We start from the raw sequence: 12885 nt of genomic DNA, 5'->3' as shown, positions 1-12885 counted from the left end.
CGGTCAGAAGAACGACCCCTAACGGGCGGGTGGGATGCAGTCCTATTTAGATTTTGAAAAGCCGGTGGCCGATCTTGAAGGCAAGATCGCCGAACTGAAGTCGCTGGCGGCGACCGACCAGGCCGTCTCCATCGACGAGGAAGTCACCCGGCTTTCCGCCCGTGCCGATGAGGCGCTGGTGGAAATCTACCGTCGCCTGACCCCCTGGCAGAAGATGCAGGTGGCCCGCCACCCGCAACGGCCGCACTTCACCGACTATGTGACCTCGCTGATCACCGAGTGGACGCCGCTTGCGGGCGACCGGAAGTATCGTGAAGACGCCGCGCTGCTCGCCGGTTTCGGCCGTTTCGAGGGGCAGCCGGTGGCGGTGCTGGGCCAGGAGAAGGGCAACTCGACCGAAACGCGCCTCAAGCACAATTTCGGCATGGCCAACCCGGAAGGATACCGGAAGGCGGTGCGCATCATGGACATGGCCGACCGGTTCAACATCCCGGTGCTGAGCTTCGTGGATACGGCCGGGGCTTATCCCGGAATTGGCGCCGAGGAGCGCGGGCAGGCCGAAGCCATTGCCCGTTCGACCGAGAAGAGCCTCGAACTCGGCGTGCCGAACCTCGCCATCATCATCGGTGAGGGCGGATCGGGCGGCGCCATTGCGATCGCCACCGCCAACCGGGTGCTGATGCTCGAGAACTCGATCTATTCGGTGATCTCGCCGGAGGCGGGCGCCTCGATCCTGTTCCGCGACGCGGCGCGGGCGCAGGACATGGCGACGGCGCAGAAGATCACCGCGCAGGACCTGCTCGGCTTCGGCGTCATCGACGGCATCATCCCCGAGCCGGCGGGCGGTGCCCACCGGCATGCGGAGCGGGTGATGGCCGATACGCGCAGCGAAATCAGCCGGTTCCTGACCGAATTTGCGGGCAAGAGCCGGCTGGAAGTGCGCGAGCACCGTCGCGAGAAGTTCCTCGCGATCGGCACCAATCTCTAGCCGAGCAGGCGGTCGATCTCGGATACTTCGAGGTCATAGCCCTGACGGCGCGGAGTTGAAGGAACGGCGATTGCGTTATAGAGCCGCGACAGTTGGGGCTCTTCGAGCTGGCGATCCCCAACCTGCAGGAAGGCGCCGCGGCGGCTGACGGGTGCCGCCTGTTCCATGGCGAAGCGGATGGCACCGGAGGCGGTGCGGAAACGGCGCGGTCCGAGCGCAAGCGCGGTCTGCCGGTCGCGGCCGAGGTAGAGCTCGGACGCGGTATTCAGATTCAGAGTCATTGTTGTCTTTGTTTTTCTTGCTTTAGTGGCTCGCGCGGGCGAGCGGGTAGTCCGTCGACAGGTAGAGCTGCATGATGGCATCGCCTTCGAAGCGCTCATCACCGATCTCGACGGAGGAATAGCGAAGTTGCGGTCGCGGTAGTTCTTCCACCGCGTAGCGCACCGCCTCTGCGGCGGACGGGAAGCGCAGATAGCGCGGCCCAGCGCCGCGGCGGGTACCGGAGCCGGCATAGAGTTCGGCTGACTGATCGTAGTCGAAGCTCCGGGTCAACGGCGCACGACGCGCAGTGGCCGGAAGGCGGACTCGGCCGCTTCCTCTTTCTGCTGCGCCGTGTTGGTGGCGTTGGACGCCCTCAGATCGGCTTCGCTAACCACGCGCTGGACGGGATCGTCGTGCCATTGCACGCGATACTGCAGCGGCCCGCGTTCATAGGGCAGGCAGGAGATGATGCGGCAGGCTCCGGCGGGGCGGTTCGCCCGCCCCGAGAGTTCTACCATCTGGCCTACTGCATAGCGGTGACGCATGGCCGTCTTCTTTCTGGTCGGGAGATCCGGCCTTGGCCGAACCTCCGGGATGCAGTGCCGGAACTAGGCGATCTGCAGGTTAACGGCGGATTCACGGCCGTCACGGCCCTGCTCCACGTCATAGGAGACCTTCTGGCCTTCGCCGAGGCCTGTGAGGCCTGCGCGCTCGATGGCGGAGACATGGACAAAGGCGTCCTTGCCGCCGGCGTCGGGGCTGATGAAGCCGAAGCCCTTGGTGGAATTGTAGAATTTCACGGTGCCGGTGATCATGGCGACCTCTCTGTTGGCTCGGAGCGGAACGCAAGCGAGCGATTAGGGTCCGGCGCGGGATGCGCTGAACTCCGTACGTGCAAGTGTTCCGGGTAACCAGTTAGACAGCCAATAGGGGCCGCACAGTCAGATCGCCATCAAGGCTCAAACGTATGGGCACAATGTGGGGGGCCAATACGGCCAAGTCAAGGCCGTTGATTTTCTTGACGGCACTGTCCCGCACCGGGACGTCAACGGGTTTTTCGTCAACGGAACGGCTGAAGGGCGCCGAAAAGCGGCTGCGTTTCGTTACCGGCGGCACCGGCTGGCGGCAATTGTTGGTAAGATTCTGCTCGGAAATGGGTAAAGCGGCAGCTCGTTAAGCAGATCTTAGCCGAGATGAACGGCCCCGGCCCCACAGAACCACTCGGACCTGGCGCTGGCTGGCCGAATTGTGCCGGTGCCAGCCGCGTTGACCCAGATGTTGGGCGTGAACAAAACCGGATTTGCCGATTCGGCGCGATTCGAGCCCTGTTCGTTCCGGATTCGGTCGCCCGGTTAACAGCGGGGTGCAGAACAGCCTCCGAGCGTACCGAAACGAGACGGGCGCGTGGAGCTGGTGCAGTCCTCCGCCTGCGGTGCTGAGAAGCAGCGGATCATGAGCAGCCCTGTCCCGAAGCGGCACGGTCAACGCCGTTTTCGTTAGCGCGCGCCGGAATACGTCCGGCTCGACGGGCCCGAAGAATGAACGCTGCAACTTTCTGCGGCGTCGATGGGCTTACGTTCAGGTAGGGAACGTGGCTCGAGGGGCCGGATTAAGCACTTGGCAATCAAGCTTGACGCCGAAACGGGTCGGAGCGCCCTGGCTCGGGTCAGTCTTGATTGCTTTAGCGCAGCAAGCCGGACGGGAACTACCAGATGTTGATGCGAACGAATCCGGACTCGGTGATTCTCGTCGATTCGGTTCCCGTTTGTTCCGGGGCTGTTCCAGTCCCTAACGCAGGGCCGCTTGTGGCATGAGTGCTGTCCCTTGTTGGGACATGAGATTCGGCACTCGAAAGCAGGACCGGCAATGCCTACATTGGCTGCGATGACCATGACGCCGCCGGTCAAGGCAATCCTTGGCCCGACCAATACCGGCAAGACCTTCTTTGCCATCGAACGCATGCTGGCCCATCCCACCGGGATGATCGGCCTGCCGTTGCGCCTGCTTGCCCGCGAGGTCTACCAGCGGGTGGTCGAGCGGGTCGGCGCACAGGCGGTCGCGCTGGTGACCGGCGAAGAGCGCATCGTGCCGGCCAAGCCGCGCTACTGGGTCTGCACCGTCGAAGCCATGCCCATGGACATGCGGGTCGACTGCGTGGCGGTAGACGAGATCCAGGTTGCCATCGACTTCGACCGCGGCCATGTGTTCACCGATCGCATCCTCAATGCCCGCGGCACACATGAAACGCTGCTGCTCGGCTCGGCCACCATGGGGCCGGTGATCAGGAAGCTTCTGCCGCATGCCGAGATGATCGAGCGGCCGCGGCTGTCACAACTCACTTATGCCGGCTCCAAGAAGATTTCGCGCCAGCCGCCGCGCTCGGCAATCGTCGCCTTCTCGGCCCGGCAGGTCTATGCCATCGCCGAGCTGATCCGGCGCGAGCGGGGCGGGGCGGCGGTGGTGATGGGGGCGCTCAGTCCGCGCACCCGCAACGCCCAGGTCGAGCTCTACCAGAACGGCGACGTCGATTTCCTGGTCGCAACCGATGCCGTCGGCATGGGGCTCAACCTCGACATCCACCATGTGGCCTTTGCCGACGATTCCAAGTTCGACGGCCGGGTCAGCCGCGACCTCACCCCGGCCGAACTTGGTCAGATCGCCGGACGCGCCGGCCGGCACACCCGCAACGGCACCTTCGGGGTGACCGGCGGCGTGCCCGAACTCGACGAAGAACTGGTGGTGCAGCTCGAAACGCACGACTTCCAGCCGGTGGAAGTGCTGCAATGGCGCAACAACAGGCTGGATTTTTCATCCATCAACGCGCTGCGGCGCTCGCTCGAAGCGGTGCCGGAACACCGCAGCCTGACCCGTGTGCCGACGGCGACGGACCAGTTGGCGCTGGAGTTCGTGGCCCGCAACGAGGCCGGGCAATTGGCGCGCGGCCTCGATGGCGCGCGTCTATTGTGGGAATGCTGCCAAATCCCTGACTACCAGGGGATTTCTCCGGCGATGCACGGAGAAATCGTCACCCGCATTTACACGGATTTAGTCAAGCGCCGGCACGTCAACGAGGACTGGATTGCCGAGCAGGTACGCTTTTGCGACAATGCCAGCGGCGACATCGATACACTGTCCAATCGGATCAAGCAGATCCGCACCTGGACCTTCGTCGCCAACCGGAAAAACTGGCTTGCGGACCCATCACATTGGCGCGAAAAGACCCGGGACATCGAGGATCGGCTGAGTGATGCGCTGCATGAGCGACTCACCCAACGGTTCGTGGACCGGCGCACCAGCGTGTTGCTGCGCCACCTGAAAGACAGACGTATGGCATCTCCCGAGATCAACGAACGCGGCGAAGTGCGGCTGGAAGGCCACCTTATCGGCACGCTCGAAGGCTTCCGCTTCAGCATGGCGCGGAGCGAAGGGGAGGGCGACGCCCGCAATCTGCGTGGCGCCGCCGATCAGGTGGTGGCGCCGGAGATCCACAACCGTGCCGACCGGCTGGCGGGTGCACCCAACGAAGAATTCGTGCTGGCGACCGATGGGCGCCTGCGCTGGCGCGGCGAGATCGTCGCCGAGCTGATCGAGGGCGACAACCTCTACCGCCCGCGCATCCTGGTGCTGGCCGACGAAACCCTGACCGGCACCGACCTCGAGCGGGTGCAGGATCGCCTGTCGCTCTGGCTGCGCCACCACATCAACACCGTGCTCGAGCCGGTGATGGCGCTGGAAGCGCCGGCCGATCTCGAGGGTTCTGCCCGTGGCATCGCCTTCCAGCTGTTCGAGCATCTCGGCATCCTGCCGCGCGGGCAGGTCGCCAACGAGGTCAAGGATCTCGACCAGGACGTGCGCGGCAAGATGCGCAAGCTCGGGATCAAGTTCGGCGCCTACCACATCTATCTGCCGCTGAGCCTGAAGCCTGCTCCGCGCGAGCTGGCGCTGATCCTGTTCGCGATCAAGAATGGCGGGCTGCGCCAGGCGGGCGTGACCGACATCCCGCATATCGTCCTTTCCGGACGCACCAGCTTCACCGTCGATCCTGAGGTCGACACGCGCCTCTACGAGATCGCCGGCTTCAAGGTGGCAGGCAAGCGCGCCGTGCGCATCGACATTCTCGAGCGCCTCGCCGACATCATCCGGCCGCTGATCGCCATCGATACCTCGCGCCCCTACCAGGGCGAACTCCCGGCCGGTGCTGCTGAAGGCAACGGCTTCCGCGTCACGGTGGAGATGACCAGCCTGCTCGGCTGCTCGGGCGAGGACTTCGCCTCGATCCTGACCTCGCTCGGCTACCGGCTGCGCCGCACGCCCAAGGCGCCGGCACCGGCGCCGGTGCCGGCAGCAGAGGCGAGTGCCGAAGCTCCGGCGCTTGAGGAAATGCTGGCCGAAAACCCGGCGTCGATCGATCCGGCTGCGGCGGAAGCAACCGCCGAAGCTCCGGTGGTCGCCGACAGCAATGTGCCGGAAACCACCATCGTCGAGGCGGCTCCCCCGGTTGCCGCCGAGGCGCCTGCCGAACCCGCCGAGCCCGAATTCGACGAAGTCTGGTTCCCCGGTGGCCGCCGGCCCGAGGGCAAGCGCAACGAAGGCCGGCGTCACGACGGCCGCCGTCGCCCCGAGGGTGAAGCCGCCGAGGCCCGTCCGCCGCGCCAGAACCAGCGTCCGCAGGGCAAGCGCCGTCCGGACGCCAATGGCGCCGAGGGCGCCGAAGGCAGGAAGGGCCGCCCGGAAGGCCGCCGCCCCGACAAGCGCGCGGACAAGCCGCGCTTCGACCGGCCCCGCGAAGAGCGGCGCGACAAGCCGTTCGATCCGGACAGCCCCTTCGCCAAGCTTGCCGCCCTGCGCAACCCACGGCCGGAGTAGCGATTGGTCGAGCCGGCAGACACCCCGCACCGGGAGCGGCTCGACAAATTCCTGTTTCACGCGCGCGCGCTCAAATCGCGGACCCTGGCGCAAAAATTCATCGAAACCGGCGCGGTGCGGATCAATTCCGAACGCACCGAACGGCCCGACCGCAAGGTCGGGCCCGGTGATGTGTTGACCATGCAATTGCACGGCCGGATCGTCGTTTGGCGCATCATCGATCCGGGCACGCGCCGCGGCCCGGCGACAGAGGCGGCGGGCTTGTACGAGGATCTGTCGCCTCCGGCGTTGCCGAAGGGGTGAGCCAGTGCAGTCCCCTAGACCTCATGGTGAGCCTGTCGAACCACGAGGTCGGAGACACCGTGGCCGCGACCTCGTCCTTCGACACGCTCAGGATGAGGTCTACGACGCCGCTAGGCCATCTGAGATCTCAAGATGGGCCCCGGCTCAAGGCCGGGGTAACATCGAGCCTTGTGAGTTGAGGGGCAGGGCACAGGCGACAGAAAGCGTCCCGATCGCCACCCCGCGCAACAGCGTTCCGCTCGGGGCTGCTCCTGCGCCAAAAGGTGCGCCCTGCGAGCCTTGCACCCCTCATGGAAACGGTTTAGCACCGGACACGTTGAGACCCGCCCACTAGCGTCGATCCCCATGACCTATATCGTCACCGACAACTGCATCGCCTGCAAGTACACCGACTGCGTCGAAGTGTGCCCGGTGGATTGTTTCTACGAGGGCGAGAACATGCTGGTGATCCATCCGGACGAGTGTATCGACTGTGGCGTGTGCGAGCCGGAATGCCCGGCCGAGGCGATCAAGCCGGACACCGAGAGCGGGCTCGACCAGTGGCTCGAACTCAACCGCAAGTTTGCCAGCGCCTGGCCCAACCTGACCGAACGGCGCGACCCGCTGCCAGAGGCCAAGGAGCGGGACGGCGAGACCGGCAAGCTCGAGAAGTACTTCTCGGAAGCCCCGGGCGAGGGCGACTAGTTCGTCCAAAGGCTTAACGGGTCACATTGCTGTCAGAAAAACCGAACCCCGCGTTACGCCGACGCCGGAGGTGATTCGGATTTTTTGATCTTGCTGTTTTTTTGTGCTATGGTGCCGCTCATTGCAGTTGAGCCCGTCACCAGCCCGTGCCTTCCGGCACGATTTTTTTGACACACATCACCCGATGCATGGCGCTCCGAGAAGCGGACTCGGAGACCGTGGGACTTGACTGCCGCAAGTACAAGTTTAGGTGGCCGGTCCTTCCCGCCAGGAACCGACCATCAGGGCGCGTCGAAAGGAGTACCCTCGATATGGTAGCCAAGAAGTCACAGCAGCGGCTTGGGTTCAAGACGGGCGAATACATCGTCTACCCCTCGCATGGTGTGGGCCTGATCGTCGCCATCGAAGAGCAGGAAGTGGCCGGCCTCACCCTCGAACTGTTCGTCATCAGCTTCGAGCAGGACAAGCTGACGCTGCGCGTGCCCGTGGCCAAGATCAAATCCGTCGGCATGCGCAAGCTCGCCGAGGAAAGCCTCGTCGCCCAGGCCCTGACCACCGTGACCGGCCGTGCCCGCGTCAAGCGCACCATGTGGTCGCGTCGCGCGCAGGAATATGAAGCCAAGATCAATTCGGGCGACCTGATCGCCATCTCGGAAGTGGTGCGCGACCTCTACCGCTCCGAAGAGCAGCCCGAGCAGAGCTATTCCGAGCGCCAGCTGTTCGAGCAGGCGATGGACCGCATGAGCCGCGAAATCGCCGCGGTGAACAAGCTGACCCTCACCGAGGCCGTGCAACTGATCGAAAAGCAGCTCGCCAAGTCCCCCAAGCGCACCAAGGCCACCGAGGCCGAGGCGGAAGCCGAGGGCGACGAGGAAGCCGCAGCATAAGCTGCTGCCTACGAATTCGAAGGAGAGGCCGGTGGAAACACCGGCCTCTTTTTTTGCTCAGGCGGCCGAGTGGAACTGCAGTTCGCCGGCCTGGAGGAAGCAGGTCTTGTTGAAGACCGAGAGGTCCAGCGGGTTGGGCAGCCGCACGTCTTCCATGTTCGGCATGGGTTTGGTCACCGGATCGTAGCTGCGGTCGATCTGGGAGATGAACACGACGACGATGCCGCGCTCGCGGGCGAAGCGCTTGAGGCTGGCGACCTGCTCCGCCAGTGGCGGGTTGCTGCGCCGCTGATCCAGCAATTGCAGGTAGTCGATGGCGACCACCGTGCCAGCGGGCGCCTGGGCGAGGCGCTCGATGATGTAGTCGGCGCTGATGCCGTCGGAGCAATCGAAGCCGAACCGCTCACCCAGAGCGGCGGGGTCGATGCCGAGGCTGCGCAACTGCTCAAGCACTTCGGCCGGGTGTAATCGAGCGTGAAGAACAGGCCGTGGCCGCCGTTGCGGGCGGCAGCGGCAGCAAGCTCCAGCGCGAACGCGGTCTTGCCCTGGCCGGGGCGGGCGCCAACCAGCAGCAGGTCTCCGGCCGCCAGGCGTCCGAGGAGCTTTTCGGCGGGGGAATCGGCAGCGTATCGCGCGGCCAGCAGGCTCCAGGTGGCGAAGCCTTCGGTGCGGGCGATCCGATCCAGTGCGGCGTGGAGCGGCAGATCCTCACGGCGGGCCAACTGGCGCGCTTCGCGTTTCAGCCGGTAGATGGGTGCAGACAGTTTCATCGTGACCTCCTGATGCGAGCAAAGATCGCAGTCCCTCCTTGTGCGCTGCTCGACAGGTCGGCGATGAGAAAACTGCCCTGCATGCAATGTGCTTCCCCGGCGGAGGGAGGAGGCGCGGGCCGCGCCGGAATCACAGCATAGACCCGGCGAGAGGAGTCGGGGAAGAGGGTCAGGCGAGCCGGTAGTCGCCACTATCGAGGGCTGTGCGCACCGCCCCCAGCACCTGGTGCCGGTCGAGCCCGGCGGTGGGCAGTTCGTGGCGGGCGTAGTCACCGAGGTCGGCGAACTGGCGGTGGAGGCCGGCGACCACCACCGGATCGGTCAGGCTGTCGCCGCCACGGGCCAGGCAGCGGGCGACGGCTTCCTTCACCTCAGGGCGCAGCACGATGTAGTGGTTGGGCACGGTGAGGGCGCGGTAAGGCGGCAGGGACCAGGGGCCGATAACGCCGTCGAGGACGACGAAATAACCGGAGGCCGCGTAGCGCCCGGCAACCGCAGCGGCGATCTCCATGATCATCCGGTTCTGGTCGGCGGCTTCGGGCAGCCACGGGTCGATGTGGCCGTGCTTGATGTAGCCCCAGAAGTCGTCGGAGTGCAGGTGCACCTTGGGCGTGCGTCCCGGCAGGCGCGCCAGGGCTTCGGCCGTGGTGGTCTTCCCCGAGCCCGGCGAGCCCGAGAGGATCAGCACCTGACCGGCGAAACGGTCCATCAAGGCTGCTTCAGGATGTCGGCGAGGCGGGTGGTGGCGCTGCCGGGTTTGAGCGGCTTCTGCTGCGATTCATGCGGCACCCAGCCGGCGAGCCAGACGATCTCCAGCGTGGCGCGGACGCGGCCATCGGGATCGGCATCGTGGGCCTGGTAGGCATTGGCGGCCGCGATGAGGAGGGTGGCGGTGGCGAGCCGGCGCGGGCGGTCGGCGAGGGGATTGGCGGCGCCGAGGGCCTTGAGTTCGGCCATCAGAGCAAAGGGGGTGGAGTAGCGCACCACATGGGTTTCGACATCGGCCACCGGCAAAGCGAGCCCGGCGCGCTGGAGCAGCGAACCGGCTTCGCGCACCTGCAGCATCGGGGCGACCCGGGCGGCGGCGCCGCCGAGCACCATGGCGTCGGCGGAGAGAAAAGCCTCGCGCAGTTCGGTCAACGATTCCCCGCCGATCGTCGCCACCATCAACAGGCCATCGGGCTCGAGCTTGGACCTGAGGCGCGCGAGATAGCCCGGCACGTCGTTGACGGCCTGCAAATGCAGCAGGGAGACGATGAGGTTATAGGTGCCTTCCGCCATGTCCGGCACCTCGTCGTCGCCAGCGAAGGCGGCGTAGCGCTCGAAGCGGATGGGGTGGCTGGCGGTGGCGCCGGTTTCAGGCAGCAGCTCGAGGTCGGGGCCAATGATGGCGGCGCGCGGGAACTCGCGCACCAGCGTGCCGAGCCGGTCGGCGAGGTCCTCCACCACCAGGTCGAAGACGAAGCTGCCCGAGGCGCGGCGGCGCGCCAGATGGCGCTGGACGAGCGTGGGATCAAAGAGGCGCGGTGCGGTCATGGAGGCCTTGCGGTGCCTGGGGCTGTCGGCACAATATCGCAGATATGGAGACGGATGCCGGCCTTGTCAAAAGCCCGCCCTGGCCCGCGCGCGTTGCGGCGGGGGTGAAGCGTGCCGGCACGGCACTCACGGACCTTATCTATCCGCCCACCTGCCTCGGCTGCTCGGCACCGCTGGCGGTGCCGGATGCGCTGTGTCCCCGATGCTTTGCCGGGCTCAAGCCGATCACTGCGCCGCTCTGCCCGCGGCTCGGTATCCCGTTTGCGGCGAGCCTCGGCGACGGGGCGATTTCGGCGGAAGCGGCGGCCGATCCGCCGCCCTTCGGCCGGGCACGGGCGGCGCTGGTTTATAATGACGGGGCGCGGGCCATCGTCAGCCGGCTGAAATATGGTGACCGGCCGGAGCTGGCGCGGTTCTGCGCCAGGCTGATGGCCGGGGCAGGGCATGAGTTCTGGGGTGACCGGCCGGTGCTTGTGCCGGTGCCGCTGCATCGCCGGCGGCTGCTGCAGCGCCGCTACAACCAGTCGGCGGAACTGGCGCGGGCGCTGTCGGCGATCACCGGGCTGCTGGTCGAGGCCGGCGCGGTGACGCGCCACCGCCAGACGCGGCAGCAGGTGGGGCTTTCGGGTGATGCGCGGCAGCGGAACGTCGCCGGCGCCTTCACCGTTGAGCCAGAGAAACTGGCGCGGATCGCGGGGCGGCATGTGGTGGTGGTCGACGATGTCTATACCACAGGCGCAACGGCCAAGGCGGTTACCCGGACCCTGCTCAGGGCCGGCGCCGCCGCTGTCGATGTGGTGACCTTTGCCCGCGTTGTCATCGGCGACGATCTGCCCATATAAGGGGAAATCCCGGAAGGCATTGAGAAAATGGCCAAGGTCGAAATCTACACCACCCCCACCTGTCCCTATTGCCATGCGGCCAAGGCGCTGCTGCGGGAGAAGGGCGTCGAGTACGACGAAATCACCGTGCTCGATCCCGAACTCAGGGCCAAGATGACCCAGCGCGCCCATGGCCGCCGCACGGTGCCGCAGATCTTCATCGGCGACACCCATGTCGGCGGCTATGACGACATGGCGGCGCTGGACCGCCAGGGCGGGCTGGACCCGCTGCTGGCGAGCTGAGGCGGTTCAGGCGAGTACTGCTGTTGTCCCATCTCCCCTGAGGGGAGAGGGTTAGGGTGAGGGGGTCACCTTTTCGGCAGGACCGCTAGTCTGAACCCCTCACCCGACCCTGCGGGTCGACCTCTCCCCTCAGGGGAGAGGTGAAACAGGGGCCAGGGGCAAAGCGAAAAAGAATGAAAATCGCGGCGATCCAGATGCGGTCGGGGCTCGATCCTGAGGCCAATCTCGCAGCGCTCGAGCCGATGCTGGCCGAAGCGGCGGCGGCGGGGGCACGCTATGCGCTGACGCCGGAAGTCACCATGATCTTTCCGGAAAACCGCGACCAGCTGCGCTCGGTTGCAGCGCCATTCGAAGGGCACCCGCAACTGCGCCGCATCGGCGAGTTGGCGCGCCAGCACAACATGTTCGTCCATATCGGCTCGCTCGCGGTGCCGCTCGAAGACGGGCGGTTCGCCAACCGCTCGGTGCTGTTCTCGCCGACGGGCGAGATTGCCGCGACTTATGACAAGATCCACCTGTTCGATGCCGACATTGCCGGCCTCAATGCCTATCGCGAGAGTGCCACCTATCGCGCCGGCGAAGAGGCGGTCACGGCCGAGGTCGGTGATCTGCGGCTCGGCTTTTCCATCTGCTACGACATGCGCTTCCCCCGGCTCTACAATGCGCTGGCCAATGCCGGGGCCGAACTGATGGCGGTGCCGGCCGCCTTCACCGTGCCGACGGGACAGGCGCACTGGCACGTGCTGCTGCGCGCCCGTGCCATCGAGACCGGCTCCTATGTGGTTGCGGCGGCGCAGGGTGGGCAGCACGCCAATGGCCGCGCCACCTATGGCCATTCGCTGATCGTCGACCCGTGGGGGCGGATTGTGGCCGAGTTCGCACATGACGAACCTGGGGTCCTGATGGCGGAGATCGATCCAAAGCAGGTGACCGAGGCGCGGCAGCGGATTCCGGCCCTGCGGAATGCGCGCGACTTCGTCGTTCCGCGATTGCAGGACTGACGGCGCCTCCTATATCTGACACATCATGATCCAGTACACTCTCCGTTGCCCCGACGGGCATAGCTTCGACGCCTGGTTCAAGAACGCTGCAGCCTTCGACGAGCAGAAGGGGCGGGGTCTCGTGGCCTGCGCGGTCTGCGGGTCGGCCGAGATCGACAAGGCGCCGATGGCACCGGCCGTCGCCCGTACCGATACCGAGCGCGTCTCCGTCACCTCCGCTCATGCCGAGGCGCTGAAGCTGCGCGAGATGTATCGCCGCTACCGCCAGAAGGTTTTGGCGGAAACCGAATATGTCGGCGACCGTTTCGCCGAGGAAGCGCGCAAGATCCACTTCGAGGAGGTCGAAGCGCGTCCCATTCATGGCGAGGCAACGCGCGATGAGGTGGTGAGCCTCGCCGAGGACGGCGTCCACTTTATGCCGCTGCCCGACATCGGCGACGACAACTAGTTCTGGCGCCCATCCGG

At 65.9% G+C, this 12885-nt stretch carries 15 protein-coding genes and 1 pseudogene; 9 read left to right on the top strand and 7 right to left on the bottom strand.

Translation table 11 applies throughout. The features are described 5' to 3' along the window. Positions 1-34 precede the first annotated feature (34 nt). The gene (locus ACFSX5_RS06950; protein WP_386832547.1) at positions 35-988 is read left to right on the top strand and encodes an acetyl-CoA carboxylase carboxyltransferase subunit alpha; all 954 of its coding nucleotides are present in this window, start codon (positions 35-37) and stop codon (positions 986-988) included. Here the strand turns inward: ACFSX5_RS06950 and ACFSX5_RS06945 are convergent. From ACFSX5_RS06945 to ACFSX5_RS06930, 4 genes are all read right to left on the bottom strand, one after another. Then, entirely contained in the window at positions 985-1269 is a 285-nt protein-coding gene (locus ACFSX5_RS06945) for a hypothetical protein (RefSeq protein ID WP_386832546.1), read from the bottom strand. The genes ACFSX5_RS06950 and ACFSX5_RS06945 overlap by 4 nt on opposite strands. A gap of 22 nt (positions 1270-1291) precedes the next feature. Beyond that, entirely contained in the window at positions 1292-1540 is a 249-nt protein-coding gene (locus ACFSX5_RS06940; protein WP_386832545.1) for a hypothetical protein, read from the bottom strand. Continuing rightward, positions 1537-1794, bottom strand: coding sequence for a hypothetical protein (locus ACFSX5_RS06935; RefSeq protein ID WP_386832544.1), 258 nt, complete (start codon positions 1792-1794; stop codon positions 1537-1539). Before ACFSX5_RS06935 ends, ACFSX5_RS06940 begins: the two co-directional genes overlap by 4 nt. 63 nt (positions 1795-1857) lie before the next feature. Beyond that, positions 1858-2064, bottom strand: coding sequence for a cold-shock protein (locus tag ACFSX5_RS06930; RefSeq protein WP_386832543.1), 207 nt, complete (start codon positions 2062-2064; stop codon positions 1858-1860). 1051 nt (positions 2065-3115) lie between these two features. Between ACFSX5_RS06930 and ACFSX5_RS06925 the strand changes: the two genes are divergently transcribed. The 4 genes from ACFSX5_RS06925 to ACFSX5_RS06910 all read left to right on the top strand — a co-directional run bounded on the left by ACFSX5_RS06925 (position 3116) and on the right by ACFSX5_RS06910 (position 7989). After that, on the top strand, positions 3116-6115 hold the full coding sequence (locus ACFSX5_RS06925; protein WP_386832542.1) for a helicase-related protein: 3000 nt from the start codon (positions 3116-3118) through the stop codon (positions 6113-6115). Positions 6116-6118: 3 nt separating this feature from the next. After that, the gene (locus tag ACFSX5_RS06920) at positions 6119-6418 is read left to right on the top strand and encodes an RNA-binding S4 domain-containing protein (protein WP_386832541.1); all 300 of its coding nucleotides are present in this window, start codon (positions 6119-6121) and stop codon (positions 6416-6418) included. Positions 6419-6763: 345 nt separating this feature from the next. Next, positions 6764-7102 carry a ferredoxin FdxA gene (gene fdxA / locus ACFSX5_RS06915; RefSeq protein WP_386832540.1) on the top strand — a complete coding sequence of 113 codons (339 nt, stop codon included), beginning with the start codon at positions 6764-6766 and terminating at the stop codon, positions 7100-7102. 311 nt (positions 7103-7413) lie between these two features. After that, complete coding sequence (locus ACFSX5_RS06910) at positions 7414-7989, top strand: CarD family transcriptional regulator (protein WP_386832539.1); 576 nt, start codon at positions 7414-7416, stop codon at positions 7987-7989. Positions 7990-8046: 57 nt separating this feature from the next. Here the strand turns inward: ACFSX5_RS06910 and ACFSX5_RS06905 are convergent. From ACFSX5_RS06905 to ACFSX5_RS06895, 3 genes and pseudogenes are all read right to left on the bottom strand, one after another. Further along, positions 8047-8759: pseudogene (locus tag ACFSX5_RS06905) on the bottom strand (DNA helicase). Between the two features lie 169 nt (positions 8760-8928). Continuing rightward, positions 8929-9468, bottom strand: a complete 540-nt coding sequence (locus ACFSX5_RS06900; RefSeq protein WP_386832538.1) for an ATP-binding protein — start codon at positions 9466-9468, stop codon at positions 8929-8931. Beyond that, positions 9468-10295, bottom strand: a complete 828-nt coding sequence (locus ACFSX5_RS06895; RefSeq protein ID WP_386832537.1) for a methyltransferase domain-containing protein — start codon at positions 10293-10295, stop codon at positions 9468-9470. Before ACFSX5_RS06895 ends, ACFSX5_RS06900 begins: the two co-directional genes overlap by 1 nt. A gap of 104 nt (positions 10296-10399) precedes the next feature. Here ACFSX5_RS06895 and ACFSX5_RS06890 point away from each other — a divergent pair, with 104 nt between their 5' ends. The 4 genes from ACFSX5_RS06890 (at position 10400) to ACFSX5_RS06875 (ending at position 12868) form a co-directional block, all read left to right on the top strand. Next, on the top strand, positions 10400-11137 hold the full coding sequence (locus tag ACFSX5_RS06890; protein WP_386832536.1) for a ComF family protein: 738 nt from the start codon (positions 10400-10402) through the stop codon (positions 11135-11137). Between the two features lie 27 nt (positions 11138-11164). Beyond that, positions 11165-11419: a glutaredoxin 3 gene (gene grxC / locus ACFSX5_RS06885; protein WP_386832535.1), complete on the top strand. Its 255-nt coding sequence runs from the start codon at positions 11165-11167 to the stop codon at positions 11417-11419. A gap of 173 nt (positions 11420-11592) precedes the next feature. Further along, positions 11593-12420 carry a carbon-nitrogen hydrolase family protein gene (locus ACFSX5_RS06880; protein WP_386832534.1) on the top strand — a complete coding sequence of 276 codons (828 nt, stop codon included), beginning with the start codon at positions 11593-11595 and terminating at the stop codon, positions 12418-12420. A 25-nt stretch (positions 12421-12445) separates the two neighbouring features. After that, complete coding sequence (locus tag ACFSX5_RS06875) at positions 12446-12868, top strand: DUF1178 family protein (protein WP_386832533.1); 423 nt, start codon at positions 12446-12448, stop codon at positions 12866-12868. The last annotated feature ends 17 nt before the right edge of the window (positions 12869-12885 follow it).

The sequence above is a fragment of the Devosia albogilva genome, from assembly GCF_042685625.1.
In the GTDB taxonomy this organism is placed as follows: domain Bacteria; phylum Pseudomonadota; class Alphaproteobacteria; order Rhizobiales; family Devosiaceae; genus Devosia; species Devosia albogilva.
Note: the sequence above shows the minus strand (reverse complement) of the source record. Positions and strands in the feature narration are given on the sequence as shown.